The organism is Citrobacter sp. Cpo074, assembly GCF_030332745.1.
GTDB lineage: Bacteria > Pseudomonadota > Gammaproteobacteria > Enterobacterales > Enterobacteriaceae > Citrobacter > Citrobacter portucalensis.
Genome location: NZ_JAOWHG010000022.1, coordinates 74,315 through 90,437 on the forward strand (window position 1 = coordinate 74,315; position 16,123 = coordinate 90,437).

Below are 16,123 nucleotides of genomic sequence, written 5' to 3' on the forward strand. Positions count from 1 at the left end.
GACAGAGGAACATGTATGGGTGGTATCAGTATTTGGCAGTTGTTGATCATTGCCGTCATCGTTGTACTGCTATTTGGCACCAAGAAACTCGGCTCCATCGGTTCCGATCTTGGCGCGTCGATCAAAGGCTTCAAAAAAGCGATGGGTGATGATGAGCCTAAGCAAGATAAGACCAGCCAGGACGCTGATTTTACTGCTAAATCCATCACCGATAAGCAGGGTGAAGTGAAAAAGGAAGACGCCAAAAGCCAAGATAAAGAGCAGGTATAATCCGTGTTTGATATCGGTTTTAGCGAACTGTTATTGGTGTTCGTGATCGGCCTCATTGTTCTGGGGCCGCAACGATTACCTGTAGCGGTAAAAACGGTTGCTGGCTGGGTTCGCGCTTTGCGTTCCCTTGCAACTACTGTTCAGAATGAACTGACCCAGGAGCTTAAGCTTCAGGAGTTTCAGGACAGCCTGAAGAAAGTAGAGAAAGCGAGCCTGACAAATCTGACCCCGGAGCTGAAAGCGTCAATGGATGAGCTGCGTGAAGCGGCGGAATCGATGAAGCGTTCTTACAGCGTGCACGATCCTGAGAAAGCGAGCGATGAAGCGCACACTATCCATAATCCGGTGGTGAAAGAAGGTGAAGCGCAGCGAGAAGGGGTCACCCCTGCCGCCGCTGAAAACCAGGCCAGTTCGCCGGAGCAAAAACCGGAATCCGCGGGTGCTAAAACGCCAGAGCAGACGGAAAACACTTCCGCCACGTTGATGGATGCAGAAAAGAAAGCTGCCGCACCTGTTGTCGAATCCTCCCCCTCGTCGAGTGATAAACCGTAAACATGGCTGTAGAAGATACCCAACCGCTCATTACGCATCTTATCGAGCTGCGTAAGCGACTCCTGAACTGCATTATTGCGGTTATCGTGATCTTTCTGGCGTTGGTTTACTTTGCCAACGACATTTACCATATGGTTGCGGCACCGCTGATTAAACAGATGCCGCAGGGCGCAACGATGATCGCCACCGACGTGGCCTCACCGTTCTTTACCCCTATAAAGTTAACCTTCATGGTGTCGCTGATCCTGTCAGCGCCAGTGATCCTCTACCAGGTATGGGCATTCATTGCGCCTGCTTTGTACAAACATGAACGTCGCCTGGTTGTGCCGCTGCTGGTCTCCAGCTCGTTGTTGTTCTACATCGGCATGGCATTCGCCTATTTTGTCGTCTTCCCGTTGGCGTTTGGTTTTCTGGCTAACACGGCTCCGCAAGGCGTGCAGGTATCGACAGATATTGCCAGCTATCTCAGCTTTGTAATGGCGCTATTTATGGCTTTCGGTGTCTCTTTTGAGGTCCCTGTCGCCATTGTGCTGCTATGCTGGATGGGCATTACGACACCTGAAGATTTACGTAAGAAACGACCTTACGTTGTGGTGGGAGCATTCGTCGTCGGGATGTTACTGACTCCGCCAGATGTCTTCTCGCAAACGTTGTTGGCGATACCGATGTACTGCCTGTTTGAAGTGGGCGTTTTCTTCTCTCGTTTCTATGTCGGTAAGCGACGTACGCGAGATGAGGACAACGAGGCTGAAGAAGCAAAAGAAGCCGAAGCCACCGAGAAAACAGAAGAGTAAATTCAACCGCCCGTCAGGGCGGTTGTCATATGGGAGGTAGCATGTTTGATATTGGCGTTAATTTAACCAGTTCACAATTTGCGAAAGACAGGGATGATGTTGTGGCGCGCGCCTTTGCTGCGGGCGTAAACGGTATGCTTCTGACCGGAACAAACCTGCACGAAAGCCAGCAGGCGCTGAAGTTGGCGCAACATTATCCGCATTGCTGGTCCACGGCTGGCGTGCACCCGCATGACAGTAGCCAATGGCAATCCTCAACGGAAGACGAGATTATCGCGCTGGCAAACCAGTCTGAGGTGGTCGCTATTGGCGAGTGCGGTCTGGATTTCAATCGCAATTTCTCCACGCCACAGGAGCAGGAACGTGCTTTTGAGGCACAACTGCGCATTGCCGCTGAACTGCAGATGCCGATTTTCATGCATTGTCGAGATGCCCATGAGCGTTTTCTGACGTTGCTGGAGCCGTGGCTGGATAGTCTCCCGGGCGCGGTGCTGCACTGTTTTACCGGAACGCGGCAGGAGATGCAGGACTGTGTGGACCGAGGGCTTTATATTGGTATTACCGGCTGGGTCTGTGATGAGCGTCGGGGGATGGAACTGCGGGAACTGCTGCCGTTTATTCCGGTAGAAAGACTACTGATCGAAACCGATGCGCCTTACCTACTTCCTCGCGACTTAACGCCTAAACCGACGTCACGGCGCAATGAACCGGCGCACCTGCCACATATTCTTGAGCGTATTGCCCACTGGCGCGGAGAAGATCCTCAATGGCTGTCAGCAACCATTGATGCTAACGTCCGAACATTGTTCGAAGTGACCTTCTAAACGGCTTAAATTTTTCTAAAACCGGTATTTTTCACGCTCTGCTTAACTTCTTTATTCAACAGGTTAAGCAGTAGCATGGAACGCGCTTCGCCATCCGGTTCGGTGAAGATCGCTTTTAGCCCCTCAAATGCCCCTTCAGTAATAATCACGCTGTCCCCTGGCTGAGGAGTTTGCGGGTCCACAATACCTTCAGGCTTGTAGATAGAAAGCTGGTGAATAACGGGAGAAGGGACGGTCGCAGGCGTCGCGCCAAAACGGACGAAATGGCTGACACCACGCGTGGCATTGATAGTGGTGGTGTGGATCACTTCCGGGTCGAACTCGACAAACATGTAATTAGGGAATAGTGGTTCACTGACTGTGGTACGTTTACCGCGCACTATTTTTTCCAGGGTGATCATAGGCGTCAGGCAGTTCACCGCCTGTCTTTCCAGGTGTTCCTGGGCTCTCTGAAGTTGCCCACGTTTGCAGTACAGTAAATACCAGGATTGCATAATAACTCTTATCCGCTTGTTCTGAGCGCAAGCATAGCAAAAGCCATGCGTTAAGTTAATTATACCCACCTCAACGCAGGCTGAAACCCAATGGGTATATACGCCCGGGGCTTATATGTATCGCCAGAGTTCACGCTAATTTAACAAAAATACAGCATCACAATGATGAACGCCGTATAATGAAGCGCTTACGAAGAGGCCACAATGGACGCCATGAAATATCACGATTTACGCGACTTCCTGACGCTGCTTGAACAGCAGGGTGAGCTCAAACGCATTTCGCTTGAGGTGGATCCCCACCTGGAAATTACTGAAATTGCCGATCGCACTCTGCGTGCCGGTGGGCCTGCGTTACTGTTTGAGAATCCGAAAGGCTATTCAATGCCGGTGCTGTGTAACCTGTTTGGCACACCAAAGCGTGTTGCGATGGGGATGGGACAAGAAGAAGTCTCGGCGCTACGAGAAGTCGGTAAACTGTTGGCGTTTTTGAAAGAGCCAGAGCCACCGAAAGGATTCCGCGATCTGTTTGATAAGCTGCCGCAGTTTAAACAGGTGTTGAACATGCCGACTAAGCGGTTGCGCGGTGCACCTTGTCAGCAAAAAATGTACTCAGGCGATGACGTTGATTTAAACCGCATTCCGATTATGACCTGCTGGCCGGAAGATGCCGCGCCGCTGATTACCTGGGGGCTCACCGTAACGCGTGGTCCGCATAAAGAGCGGCAGAATCTGGGCATCTATCGTCAGCAGCTGATTGGCAAAAACAAGCTCATTATGCGCTGGCTGTCCCATCGCGGCGGCGCGCTTGATTACCAGGAGTGGTGCGCAGCGCATCCGGGTGAACGCTTCCCGGTTTCTGTGGCGTTAGGAGCAGATCCTGCGACCATTCTGGGGGCCGTGACGCCGGTCCCTGATACATTATCCGAGTACGCATTTGCCGGGCTGTTGCGCGGAACCAAGACCGAAGTGGTTAAATGTATTTCCAACGACCTGGAAGTGCCTGCCAGCGCAGAAATCGTGCTGGAAGGGTACATTGAACCGGGCGAGCTGGCTCCGGAAGGGCCGTATGGCGATCATACCGGCTACTACAACGAAGTAGATAGCTTCCCGGTCTTTACCGTCACGCACATTACCCAGCGTGAAGATGCAATTTATCACTCTACCTATACCGGACGCCCGCCAGATGAACCCGCGGTGCTCGGCGTGGCGCTGAACGAAGTCTTCGTGCCTATTCTGCAAAAGCAGTTCCCGGAAATCGTCGATTTTTATCTACCTCCGGAAGGCTGTTCATATCGCCTGGCCGTCGTGACGATGAAAAAACAGTACGCTGGCCATGCCAAACGCGTCATGATGGGTGTTTGGTCGTTTTTGCGTCAGTTTATGTACACCAAATTTGTTATTGTTTGCGATGATGACGTCAACGCACGCGACTGGAATGATGTGATTTGGGCAATTACTACCCGTATGGACCCGGCCCGGGATACGGTACTGGTAGAGAATACGCCAATTGATTACCTGGACTTTGCCTCGCCGGTTTCCGGCCTTGGTTCAAAAATGGGGCTGGATGCCACAAATAAATGGCCGGGCGAAACCCAACGTGAATGGGGACGTCCGATTAAAAAAGATCCTGAAGTGACTGCGCGCATTGACGCAATTTGGGATGAACTGGCCATCTTTAATGACGGCAAAAGCGCCTGAGGCGCGATCGTTTTGCCTATTGATCCGACAGAGAGAGCGCATGACAACCTTAAGCTGTAAAGTGACCTCGGTAGAAGCTATCACTGACACCGTATATCGCGTTCGTTTAGTGCCAGACGCGGCGTTTTCCTTTCGTGCTGGCCAGTATTTAATGGTCGTGATGGATGAAAGGGATAAGCGTCCGTTCTCCATGGCATCAACGCCGGACGAGCAAGGATTCATTGAGCTGCACGTTGGCGCCTCTGAGCTAAATCTTTACGCCATGGCCGTGATGGACCGTATTCTGAAAGACCGGGAAATCAAGGTCGACATTCCGCATGGCGAAGCCTGGCTGCGTGACGAAGACGAGCGCCCGCTGATCCTGATTGCCGGTGGTACAGGGTTCTCTTACGTGCGTTCTATTCTGCTTACCGCGCTCGCGCGTAATCCAAATCGCGATATCACCATTTACTGGGGCGGGCGTGAAGAGAAGCATCTCTACGATCTCTCCGAGCTGGAAGCGCTGTCTGTGAACCACCCGAATCTGCGCGTTGAGCCAGTGGTGGAACAGCCTGAAGACGGCTGGCGTGGTCGTACGGGAACCGTGTTAACGGCAGTATTGCAGGATTACGGTACCCTGGCGGAGCATGATATCTACATTGCCGGGCGTTTTGAAATGGCCAAAATCGCGCGCGATCTCTTCTGTAATGAGCGAAGTGCACGTGAAGATCGCCTGTTTGGCGACGCTTTCGCGTTCATTTAAGCGCTGTGCGCCGGAGTCCTTCCGGCGCATTCATCACCAATCTTACTTCTTCTAACAGGGTGCAAGCCCGGTCTCGTTGTTTCTCTTTTTCACCACGTTTTTTAGTAAACATGTTTTTCCTATCTATTAATCGCAAAACTTAGCTTTTGTGACAGGTCTCTTTTTGTTTAGTAAACAAAATTGGCAAACTAGACGCAATCAAATTGCGAGGCGCAAACGAGGAAGACCATGAGACTCGGACTGGATATTGGCGGGACTAAAATCGAAGCGGTGGTGATTGATAACGCGGGTGAAATTGTTTACCGCGAGCGATGCGCGACACCAAAGCAGAGTTACGGTGATTTTTTCCAGGCCGTGACGGAGATGATTGCTAAGGCCAGACTGGCCGTTAATCAGCCTTTCTCTGTTGGCGTTGGGGTGCCCGGTGCGGTGGATAGCGAAAGGTTAATCAAAAACTCCAACATTCTGGTGCTGAATCAGCAGGCCTTTGCGCAAGATCTTGAGCAAGCGTTAGGGATGGCTGTGCCCGTCACCAACGATGCTAACTGCTTTACGCTGTCAGAGGCGATGGACGGCAGCGGGTATGGACACAGCGTCGTTTTTGGCGTCATCCTCGGTACCGGTTGTGGCGGTGGACTATGCATCGATAACCGCTTGATCTCTGGACCTAACGCCTGCGCAGGAGAGTGGGGGCATAATGCATTGCCGCGCTACCACGAATCTCAGGACGGGACTGGAGTGAGATGCTATTGCGGACAGTTGAACTGTATTGAAAGTTTTATTTCCGGTAGCGGTCTGGAACGCCAGTACCTGAATCACACCGCGCAGCATGTGGGTGTGCCACAAATTATGCAACAGGTAGAATCGGGTGATGCGGATGCCTGCTTTGTATGGGAACGCTATTGCGATCAACTGGCGCGTGCATTGGCGGGCGTGGTGAATACGCTCGATCCCGATGTTATCGTGCTTGGGGGCGGGGTATCCAATATCGATTTACTGTATTCGGGTTTACAGGCGCGAGTGGCGCAGTACGTATTTGGTAAGCAGTGCCGCACACCGATAGTTCGGGCCCGTCACGGCGACAGCAGCGGCGTACGCGGCGCGGCCTGGCTGGGGGCGCAACAAGCCATAGTAGAATCAATGAGAGTGAAATGACGAAACCTGTACGTATCAGAGATATTGCCGAAGCTTGTGGTGTTTCAGTTGGTGCAGTTTCCCGCGCCCTAAAAGGGCAGCCGGGTTTGCGTGAAGACACCCGGCTGCGCATTATTTCTGTGGCGCAGCAGCAGGGTTATGATTTTTCCCGTCTGCGCACTGACAAGATCAAACGCGTCCTGTTTTTGCTTCACCGCCAGCACAATATCAGCCGGGCATTGCCGTTTTACTCTCAACTGCTGCTGGGCATAGAAGATAACTGTCGTGACCATGGTATTGCGCTGAGCTTTCTCTCCATTGGTCCAGGCGATGCAGTGAGTGAGCAGGTGCTGCTGCACCAGCCTGATGCGCTGATCTGTGCCGGATTTTTTGAGCCTGAATTACTTGGCTTGCTGCAACAGATGAAGCTGCCGTTGGTGCTGGTGGATCTCTGGGCGCCGGGCCTGCCTTGCGTGAATCCGGACAACACCCAGGGCGGTTATCTGGCTACACAACATTTGATTGCACAAGGTCGCAGCCGTATTGCTTTTCTTGCCAGCACGCTTGCGCACTACAGCATCCGTCAGCGCGAGAAGGGTTACCGTCAGGCATTGTATGAGGCCCGTTTGCTGATGCCGCCAGAGTATGAAGCCATTGCGCCGCCGCTGCTGGATACCGAGCAATCTTTGGTGGAGGCGGTGAATGAATTGCTCAGTCTGCCAGAGCCGCCCGACGCTATTTTTGCCTATAACGATGCGGCAGCGCTGGTTGTTCTACGGGTGTGTGCGCAGCAGGGTATACGTATCCCGGAAGATCTGGCGCTGGTTGGGTTTGATGATATCGATGCTGCGGCATGGTCACATCCACCACTCACCACCATTGCGGTTGATAAACAACAATTGGGGCGTGAAGCGCTGCGTTTATTGCTGGAAGAAAATCAGGAAGAGAATCTGCTGTTGCCGGTGCAGTTAGTGGTACGTGGTAGTTCAGGGAAATAAAAAAACCCGCCCCTGACAGGCGGGAAGAACGGCAACTAAACTTTCTCTCTTCGCCATTGGCACCATAACTGTGTTGGCTGCGCTCATTCACCCGAATCACTTACTATACGTAAGCTCATCGGGATGAATGAGGGACATCCGTGTCCCTCACTGAAAGCAGCCTTCGGCTGTTCAAATTCGTTCCTGACGAATTTGTCATTCACTTGCCGCCTTGTTCTGGCACCAATGGCTTTGAGATAACATTTCGTAGGCCGGGCAAGCGAAGCGCCCCCGGCATGCTTTGATTAAACTCGCTCAAATACCGTCGCGATGCCCTGGCCTAACCCGATACACATCGTCGCCAGGCCAAACTGTACGTCTTTACGTTCCATCAGATTGAGCAGGGTGGTGCTGATACGCGCCCCGGAACAGCCCAGTGGATGGCCCAAAGCGATCGCCCCGCCGTTGAGGTTGATCTTCTCATCGATCTGCTCCATCAGCCCCAGATCTTTAATGCACGGCAGGATCTGAGCGGCAAAGGCTTCGTTCATCTCAAACAAACCGATATCGCTGGTGGAGAGTCCCGCTTTTTTCAGCGCCAGTTTTGAGGCCGGAACCGGACCGTAACCCATGATTGAAGGGTCGCAGCCAACAACAGCCATCGAACGAATACGGGCACGCGGCGTCAGACCCAGCTCACGGGCGCGACTTTCGCTCATGACCAGCATCGCCGCAGCGCCGTCGGAGAGTGCGGAGGAGGTACCGGCAGTGACCGTTCCGCTAACCGGATCGAACGCCGGGCGCAGGGTGGAGAGCGCTTCAACGGTTGTCTCCGGGCGGATAACCTCATCGTAGTTAAACTGCTTCAGCACGCCGTCGGCATCATGGCCGCCGGTCGGGATGATTTCGTTTTTAAATGCGCCAGACTGTGTTGCAGCCCAGGCGCGAGCATGTGAACGTGCGGCGAAAGCATCCTGCATTTCACGGCTGATGCCGTGCATGCGAGAGAGCATTTCCGCAGTCAGACCCATCATTCCCGCGGCTTTTGCCACGTTGCGGCTCATGCCCGGATGGAAATCAACGCCGTGGCTCATTGGCACATGGCCCATATGCTCCACGCCGCCAATCAGGCACGCCTGAGCATCGCCGGTCATGATCATGCGTGCCGCATCGTGCAGCGCCTGCATGGACGAACCGCACAGGCGGTTGACCGTGACGGCTGGAACTGAGTGCGGAACTTCCGCCAGCAGCGCGGCGTTACGGGCGATGTTGAAACCCTGCTCCAGCGTTTGCTGCACACAGCCCCAGTAAATATCATCAAGCGCGGATGGCTCCAGCGCAGGATTTCGCGCCAGCAGGCTACGCATTAAGTGTGCGGAGAGATCTTCTGCCCGCACGTTACGAAACGCGCCCCCTTTCGAACGGCCCATCGGGGTACGGATCGCATCAACAATTACAACCTGTTCCATTGTGACTCCTTAAGCCGTTTTCAGGCTGCCAACCGGGCGGGCAGGCTCAACCTGGGGATAATACGGTTCGTTATGGCGCGCCTTATCACGCAGACCAGCCGGAACTTCATACAGCGCTCCGAGGTGCTGATACTGCTGGGCCATATCGAGATACTTCGCGCTGCCGAGCGTATCCAACCAGCGGAACGCGCCACCATGGAACGGAGGGAAGCCCAGGCCATAAACCAGCGCCATGTCGGCTTCTGCCGGGCTGGCGATAATGCCTTCTTCCAGACAACGCACCACTTCGTTGACCATTGGGATCATCATGCGAGCGATAATCTCTTCATCACTGAAGTCGCGTTTCGGCTGGCTGACTTCTGCCAGCAGATCGTCAACGGTGGCATCCTCTTCTTTCTTCGGCTTGCCCTTGTTGTCTTCTTTATAACGCCAGAATCCAAGACCGTTTTTCTGTCCGAAACGGTTCGCATCAAATAGGGCGTCTATCGCGTCGCGATAATCTTTCTGCATACGCTGAGGGAAGCCTGCGGACATCACTGCCTGCGCGTGATGTGCGGTATCAATTCCCACCACGTCCAGCAGATAAGCCGGGCCCATCGGCCAGCCAAACTGTTTTTCCATGACTTTGTCGACTTTGCGGAAATCCGCCCCATCGCGCAGCAGCTGGCTGAAACCGGCAAAATACGGGAACAGCACGCGGTTCACGAAGAAACCGGGGCAGTCGTTGACCACAATTGGGGTTTTGCCCATCTGGCTTGCCCAGGCGACAACTTTGGCGATGGTTTCATCCGAGCTTTTCTCGCCGCGAATAATCTCAACCAGTGGCATGCGGTGTACTGGGTTAAAGAAGTGCATCCCACAGAAGTTTTCCGGGCGCTTGAGCGCGCTGGCCAGCTCGTTGATTGGGATGGTGGAGGTATTTGAAGCCAGTACGGTGTCCGGGCGTACCTGATCTTCGGTTTCTGCCAGTACCGCTTTTTTCACTTTCGGGTTTTCCACGACAGCTTCAACCACCACGTCCACACGCTCAAAACCGCTATAGTCGAGGGTTGGATGAATAGTGGAAATCACGCCCGCCATTTTCAGACCGTCAATTTTGCCGCGCTCAAGCTGTTTGTTCAGCAGCTTGGCCGCTTCGGTCATGCCCAGCGTTAATGATTTGTCGTTGATATCTTTCATGACAACCGGCACGCCTTTCCAGGCTGACTGGTAAGCGATGCCGCCGCCCATAATGCCCGCGCCCAGCACCGCAGCTTGCTTCGGTGCTTCAATATTTTTGGTGAGTTTTTTGGCTTTGGCTTTGACGAACTGATCGTTAAGGAAGATCCCAACCAGCGCGCGAGCTTCACTGGTGTGCGCCAGTGGAACAAAGCTTTTATTTTCCAGATTCAGCGCTTCTTCACGGCCAAAACGGGCCGCTGCTTCAATGGTTTTTACCGCGGTAATCGGCGCGGGATAATGCTTCCCTGCCGTCTGTGCCACCATGCCTTTAGCGATGGTAAAGCTCATAGCCGCTTCAATTTTGCTGAGTTTCAACGGCTCCAGCTTCGGCTGACGTTTGGCCTTCCAGTCGAGGTCGCCGTTAATCGCCTGACGTAATACTGCGATCGCGCCATCAAGCAGTTTGTCTTGCTTCACTACGCCATCGACCAGGCCGATTTTTAGCGCCTGCTCAGCACCAACATCCTTACCTGCCGCAATAATTTCCAGCGCGCTGTCCGCACCCAGCATACGTGGCATACGCACGGAGCCGCCAAAGCCCGGCATAATGCCCAGCTTGGTTTCCGGCAGGCCAATGCGCAGGTCCGGCGTTGCCAGACGATAATCGGTTGCCAGAACACACTCGCAGCCGCCACCCAGCGCGTAGCCGTTTACTGCTGACAGGGTCGGAACAGGCAGATCTTCGAGGCGATTAAAGACGCTGTTGGCAAAATGCAGCCACTGGCTCAGTTGTTCTTCAGGCACGAGGAACAGTGAAAGGAATTCGGTGATATCGGCACCAACAATAAAGGCTGCTTTGTTAGAACGCAGCAGCAGCCCTTTTAAATTCGGTTGTTTTTCCAGCACATCAAGCGCATGGCCCAGGCTGGCAACGGTGGCCGTGTCGAGTTTATTGACCGAACCAGGGGCATCGAACACCAGTTCGGCGATGCCATCTTCCAGCCAGTCGAGGTACAGGGTGTCGCCTTTGTAAAGCATGTCAGTCTCCTGAATCCGCAAGGTGATCTGGTCATACCAGATGAATCGAAGTGTGTGTTTTATGTTAATAAAATGCAAATGAATGATTAAAGAAATGACGATTCGATCACGCTCGGCAGAAATCACGCACTCACAAAGCGATGTGCTAAGATGCGGAGACTTGAGGTCAAAAAACAGAAGGATAGAAAATGGAATCGCTGGCCGCACTCTATAAAAATCATATCGTTACCTTACAGGAACGGACGCGCGACGCACTGGATCGCTTCAAACTGGATGCGTTACTTATTCACTCTGGCGAACTTGTTAACGTCTTTCTCGACGATCATCCATATCCGTTTAAGGTCAATCCACAATTTAAAGCCTGGGTGCCTGTAACACAGGTTCCTAACTGCTGGTTGCTGGTGGATGGCGTAAACAAGCCGAAACTGTGGTTCTACCTGCCGGTCGATTACTGGCACAACGTTGAGCCGCTACCAACCTCTTTCTGGACGGAAGAAATCGAGATCATCGCGCTGCCGAAAGCGGATGGTATCGGTAGCCAACTGCCTGCTGCTCGCGGCAATATCGGTTACATCGGCCCGGTTCCGGAACGTGCGCTGCAACTGGACATCGCGGCCAGCAACATCAACCCGAAAGGGGTGATCGACTACCTGCATTATTACCGCGCCTATAAAACGGAATACGAACTGGCCTGTATGCGCGAAGCGCAGAAAATGGCGGTAAATGGCCACCGTGCAGCAGAAGAAGCGTTCCGTTCCGGAATGAGCGAGTTTGACATCAACCTCGCTTACCTGACTGCCACCGGTCATCGCGACACCGACGTGCCATACAGCAACATCGTGGCGCTTAACGAGCATGCTTCGGTTCTTCATTACACCAAGCTGGATCATCAGGCACCGTCTGAAATCCGCAGTTTCCTGCTCGACGCTGGTGCGGAATACAACGGCTATGCGGCAGACCTGACGCGTACCTGGTCGGCGAAAAACGACAACGACTATGCGCATCTGGTGAAAGACGTTAACGACGAAGAACTGGCGCTGATTGCCACCATGAAAGCAGGCACCAGCTACGTGGATTATCACATTCAGTTCCATCAGCGTATCGCGAAGCTGCTGCGTAAGCATCAAATCATCACCGGTATGAGTGAAGAAGCGATGGTGGAAAACGATCTTACCGGGCCGTTTATGCCGCACGGTATTGGTCACCCGCTGGGCCTGCAGGTACATGATGTCGCAGGCTTTATGCAGGATGACAGCGGTACTCATCTGGCCGCGCCGTCGAAGTATCCTTACCTGCGTTGCACCCGCGTACTGCAACCAGGCATGGTTCTGACCATCGAACCGGGCATTTACTTCATTGAATCTCTGTTGGCACCGTGGCGTGAAGGACAGTTCAGCAAGCACTTCAACTGGCAGAAAATTGAAGCACTGAAACCGTTCGGCGGTATTCGTATTGAAGACAACGTGGTGGTCCACGAAAACAATATCGAAAACATGACGCGGGATTTGAAACTGGCGTAATGGACAGTTGGTTAATCCCTGCGGCGCCGGTTAGCGTCGTCGAAGAGATCAAAAAAAGCCGCTTCATTACGCTGCTCGCCCATACTGACGGCGTAGAAGCGGCAAAGGCGTTTGTTGAGTCAGTCAAAGCGGAACACCCGGACGCCCGCCACCATTGTGTGGCGTGGGTGGCGGGTGCGCCCAATGACTCGCAGCAGCTAGGGTTTTCAGACGATGGCGAACCGGCGGGTACGGCAGGTAAACCGATGCTCGCGCAGCTGATGGGGAGCGGTGTCGGCGAGATTACCGCTGTAGTCGTGCGCTACTACGGCGGTATCCTTCTCGGTACTGGAGGGTTGGTAAAAGCCTACGGTGGCGGTGTGAATCAAGCGTTGCGCCAGTTAACGACACAGCGCAAGACGCCATTAACCGAATATACTTTGCAGTGTGAGTACGGTCAGCTGGCAGGCATTGAAGCCTTGCTGGGGCAGTTTGACGGTAAAGTCGTTGCCAGTGATTACCAGGCTTTTGTTCGGCTCAGGGTGGCGCTTCCTTTTGCCAAAGTGGATGAGTTTTCGGCAAAACTGGCGGATTTTAGTCGTGGTTCATTGCAATTGTTAGCGATTGAAGAATAATCCCCACCTCATTTTAAAGAACTAAGGAAGCGGCAGAGATGCATTTTCGCGCCATCACCCGAATCGTTGGACTACTGGTCATCTTATTCTCGGGGACAATGATTATCCCCGGACTGGTAGCGCTCATCTACCGCGATGGGGCAGGGCGTGCATTCACCCAAACTTTCTTCGTTGCTCTGGCGATCGGCTCCATGCTGTGGTGGCCAAACCGTAAAGAGAAGGGGGAGCTGAAATCGCGCGAAGGATTTCTGATTGTCGTTTTGTTCTGGACCGTTCTGGGCAGTGTGGGTGCGCTACCGTTCATCTTTGCGGAAAGCCCTAACCTGACGATAACCGACGCTTTTTTTGAATCCTTTTCCGGATTAACCACTACAGGTGCGACGACGCTGGTGGGGCTGGATTCATTGCCACACGCGATTCTCTTTTATCGCCAGATGCTGCAATGGTTCGGCGGGATGGGGATCATCGTGCTGGCGGTGGCTATCCTGCCTATTCTTGGTGTTGGTGGGATGCAGCTCTATCGTGCAGAAATGCCGGGGCCGCTGAAAGATAATAAAATGCGCCCGCGTATTGCCGAAACGGCGAAAACGCTGTGGCTAATCTATGTATTACTGACGGTGGCGTGCGCGCTGGCGCTATGGTTTGCCGGGATGCCCGCGTTTGACGCCATAGGGCACAGTTTTGCCACAATCGCCATCGGTGGTTTTTCCACACACGATGCCAGCGTGGGGTATTTCGACAGTCCCACGATTAACACCATCATTGCTATCTTCTTGCTGATCTCCGGTTGTAACTATGGTCTGCACTTCTCTTTATTAAGTGGGCGTAGTCTGAAGGTCTACTGGCGGGATCCGGAATTCCGCATGTTTATCGGCGTGCAGCTGACGCTGGTGGCAGTCTGTACGCTGGTGCTATGGATACACAATACCTATGGCTCGGCGCTCACGACGATCAACCAGGCCTTTTTCCAGGTGGTATCGATGGCTACGACCGCCGGATTTACCACGGACAGTATTGCCCGCTGGCCCCTGTTCCTGCCAGTGCTGTTGCTGTGTTCTGCTTTTATCGGCGGCTGTGCCGGGTCGACGGGCGGTGGCTTGAAGGTGATTCGTATCCTGCTGCTGTTTAAGCAGGGTAACCGCGAATTGAAACGACTGGTCCATCCGAATGCGGTTTACAGTATCAAACTGGGTAACCGTGCGTTGCCGGAGCGAATTCTTGAAGCCGTATGGGGATTCTTCTCTGCCTATGCGCTGGTCTTTATTATCAGTATGCTGGCGATTATTGCGACCGGTGTTGATGACTTCTCCGCGTTTGCCTCTGTTGTGGCAACGTTGAATAACCTGGGGCCTGGACTGGGGGTTGTCGCCGACAACTTTGCCAGTATGAACCCTGTGGCGAAGTGGATCCTGATTGCCAATATGCTGTTTGGTCGTCTGGAGGTCTTTACTCTGCTGGTGCTCTTTACCCCTACCTTCTGGCGTGAATAATGGAGTAACACGTGAAAACACTGATTCTTTTTTCTTCCCGGGACGGACAAACGCGTGAAATCGCTGAGTATCTGGCTTCTGAACTCAAAGAGCTGGGCGTTTGGGCAGATGTTGTTAATTTGCATCGTACCGCGGAGCCGGACTGGCAAAATTATGACAGCGTGGTAATTGGCGCCTCGATTCGCTACGGTCATTACCATGCTGCTTTTCAGGAGTTTGTGAAAAAGCATGCCACACGGCTGAATTCGATGCCGAGCGCGTTCTACTCCGTAAACCTGGTTGCCCGTAAACCGGAGAAACGTACGCCGCAAACCAACAGCTATGCGCGTAAGTTCCTGATGAGTTCGCCGTGGCGACCAGACCACAGCGCAGTCATTGCGGGTGCTTTGCGGTATCCACGCTATCGCTGGTATGACCGCGTTATGATCCAACTGATAATGAAGATGTCAGGCGGTGAAACGGATACGAATAAAGAAGTGGTGTATACCGATTGGGAACAGGTTGCGAGATTCGCGCGAGAAATAGCCCAATTAACCAACAAAGCGTTGTTAAAATAAGCGCAAAGAATAAAAAATACGCACTCGGAAGATTATTTTAAATTTCCCCTTGTCAGCCTGAAATAACTCCCTATAATGCGCCTCCACTGACACGGAACAACGGATTACAAGCCGCCGGGTCAGCGGGGTTCCACTGAGAGCTCCGGCGAAGAAAGCGAAATTAAATGCTTGACTTCGTAGCGGGATGGCGTAATATGCACACCCCGCGCCGCTGAGAAAAAGCGAAGCGGCACTGCTCTTTAACAATTTATCAGACAATCTGTGTGGGCACTCGAAGATACGGATTCTTAACGTCGCAAGACGAAAAATGAATACCAAGTCTCAACGAGTGAACACGTAATTCATTACGAAGTTTAATTCATTGAGCATCAAACTTTTAAATTGAAGAGTTTGATCATGGCTCAGATTGAACGCTGGCGGCAGGCCTAACACATGCAAGTCGAACGGTAGCACAGAGGAGCTTGCTCCTTGGGTGACGAGTGGCGGACGGGTGAGTAATGTCTGGGAAACTGCCCGATGGAGGGGGATAACTACTGGAAACGGTAGCTAATACCGCATAACGTCGCAAGACCAAAGAGGGGGACCTTCGGGCCTCTTGCCATCGGATGTGCCCAGATGGGATTAGCTAGTAGGTGGGGTAACGGCTCACCTAGGCGACGATCCCTAGCTGGTCTGAGAGGATGACCAGCCACACTGGAACTGAGACACGGTCCAGACTCCTACGGGAGGCAGCAGTGGGGAATATTGCACAATGGGCGCAAGCCTGATGCAGCCATGCCGCGTGTATGA

The 16,123-nt window shown here is 53.1% G+C and carries 15 protein-coding genes and 1 rRNA gene; 13 read left to right on the forward strand and 3 right to left on the reverse strand.

Annotated features, from left to right (window positions below; genetic code table 11):
- Positions 1–15: 15 nt before the first annotated feature.
- The 4 genes from tatA to tatD are packed head-to-tail and all read left to right on the forward strand — an operon-like array spanning position 16 to position 2,440.
- Positions 16–270, forward strand: coding sequence for a Sec-independent protein translocase subunit TatA (gene tatA / locus OGX83_RS01035; protein WP_003017888.1), 255 nt, complete (start codon positions 16–18; stop codon positions 268–270).
- Positions 271–273: 3 nt separating this feature from the next.
- Complete coding sequence (tatB, locus tag OGX83_RS01040) at positions 274–822, forward strand: Sec-independent protein translocase protein TatB (protein ID WP_008787098.1); 549 nt, start codon at positions 274–276, stop codon at positions 820–822.
- Positions 823–824: 2 nt separating this feature from the next.
- Entirely contained in the window at positions 825–1,616 is a 792-nt protein-coding gene (gene tatC, locus OGX83_RS01045) for a Sec-independent protein translocase subunit TatC (RefSeq protein WP_003828911.1), read from the forward strand.
- 41 nt (positions 1,617–1,657) lie between these two features.
- Positions 1,658–2,440 (forward strand): 3'-5' ssDNA/RNA exonuclease TatD, encoded by a 783-nt coding sequence (gene tatD / locus OGX83_RS01050; protein WP_003841237.1) that lies wholly within the window; start codon positions 1,658–1,660, stop codon positions 2,438–2,440.
- A 5-nt stretch (positions 2,441–2,445) separates the two neighbouring features.
- On the opposite strand, the gene rfaH is transcribed toward tatD, so the two are convergent.
- Entirely contained in the window at positions 2,446–2,934 is a 489-nt protein-coding gene (gene rfaH / locus OGX83_RS01055) for a transcription/translation regulatory transformer protein RfaH (RefSeq protein ID WP_003017881.1), read from the reverse strand.
- A gap of 204 nt (positions 2,935–3,138) precedes the next feature.
- On the opposite strand from rfaH, the gene ubiD reads away from it, so the two are divergent.
- The 4 genes from ubiD (at position 3,139) to OGX83_RS01075 (ending at position 7,506) form a co-directional block, all read left to right on the forward strand.
- Positions 3,139–4,632 carry a 4-hydroxy-3-polyprenylbenzoate decarboxylase gene (gene ubiD / locus OGX83_RS01060; protein WP_286587236.1) on the forward strand — a complete coding sequence of 498 codons (1,494 nt, stop codon included), beginning with the start codon at positions 3,139–3,141 and terminating at the stop codon, positions 4,630–4,632.
- 40 nt (positions 4,633–4,672) lie between these two features.
- On the forward strand, positions 4,673–5,374 hold the full coding sequence (gene fre, locus OGX83_RS01065) for an NAD(P)H-flavin reductase (protein WP_003828903.1): 702 nt from the start codon (positions 4,673–4,675) through the stop codon (positions 5,372–5,374).
- 228 nt (positions 5,375–5,602) lie between these two features.
- Positions 5,603–6,529 carry an ROK family protein gene (locus OGX83_RS01070; protein ID WP_191215283.1) on the forward strand — a complete coding sequence of 309 codons (927 nt, stop codon included), beginning with the start codon at positions 5,603–5,605 and terminating at the stop codon, positions 6,527–6,529.
- Positions 6,526–7,506 carry a LacI family DNA-binding transcriptional regulator gene (locus OGX83_RS01075; RefSeq protein WP_286587237.1) on the forward strand — a complete coding sequence of 327 codons (981 nt, stop codon included), beginning with the start codon at positions 6,526–6,528 and terminating at the stop codon, positions 7,504–7,506. The genes OGX83_RS01070 and OGX83_RS01075 overlap by 4 nt, the downstream gene beginning before the upstream one ends.
- 284 nt (positions 7,507–7,790) lie before the next feature.
- On the opposite strand, the gene fadA is transcribed toward OGX83_RS01075, so the two are convergent.
- Complete coding sequence (gene fadA / locus OGX83_RS01080) at positions 7,791–8,954, reverse strand: acetyl-CoA C-acyltransferase FadA (RefSeq protein ID WP_003828895.1); 1,164 nt, start codon at positions 8,952–8,954, stop codon at positions 7,791–7,793.
- A 9-nt stretch (positions 8,955–8,963) separates the two neighbouring features.
- Positions 8,964–11,153 carry a fatty acid oxidation complex subunit alpha FadB gene (gene fadB, locus OGX83_RS01085; RefSeq protein WP_032941592.1) on the reverse strand — a complete coding sequence of 730 codons (2,190 nt, stop codon included), beginning with the start codon at positions 11,151–11,153 and terminating at the stop codon, positions 8,964–8,966.
- 188 nt (positions 11,154–11,341) lie between these two features.
- Between fadB and pepQ the strand changes: the two genes are divergently transcribed.
- The 5 genes from pepQ to OGX83_RS01110 all read left to right on the forward strand — a co-directional run.
- On the forward strand, positions 11,342–12,673 hold the full coding sequence (gene pepQ / locus OGX83_RS01090; protein ID WP_008787103.1) for a Xaa-Pro dipeptidase: 1,332 nt from the start codon (positions 11,342–11,344) through the stop codon (positions 12,671–12,673).
- Complete coding sequence (locus OGX83_RS01095; protein WP_003017851.1) at positions 12,673–13,287, forward strand: IMPACT family protein; 615 nt, start codon at positions 12,673–12,675, stop codon at positions 13,285–13,287. The genes pepQ and OGX83_RS01095 overlap by 1 nt, the downstream gene beginning before the upstream one ends.
- A 38-nt stretch (positions 13,288–13,325) precedes the next feature.
- Complete coding sequence (gene trkH / locus OGX83_RS01100) at positions 13,326–14,777, forward strand: Trk system potassium transporter TrkH (RefSeq protein ID WP_003017848.1); 1,452 nt, start codon at positions 13,326–13,328, stop codon at positions 14,775–14,777.
- Positions 14,778–14,788: 11 nt separating this feature from the next.
- On the forward strand, positions 14,789–15,334 hold the full coding sequence (gene hemG, locus OGX83_RS01105) for a menaquinone-dependent protoporphyrinogen IX dehydrogenase (protein ID WP_048237121.1): 546 nt from the start codon (positions 14,789–14,791) through the stop codon (positions 15,332–15,334).
- Between the two features lie 378 nt (positions 15,335–15,712).
- Positions 15,713–16,123, forward strand: a 16S ribosomal RNA gene (locus OGX83_RS01110); the annotation flags it as partial.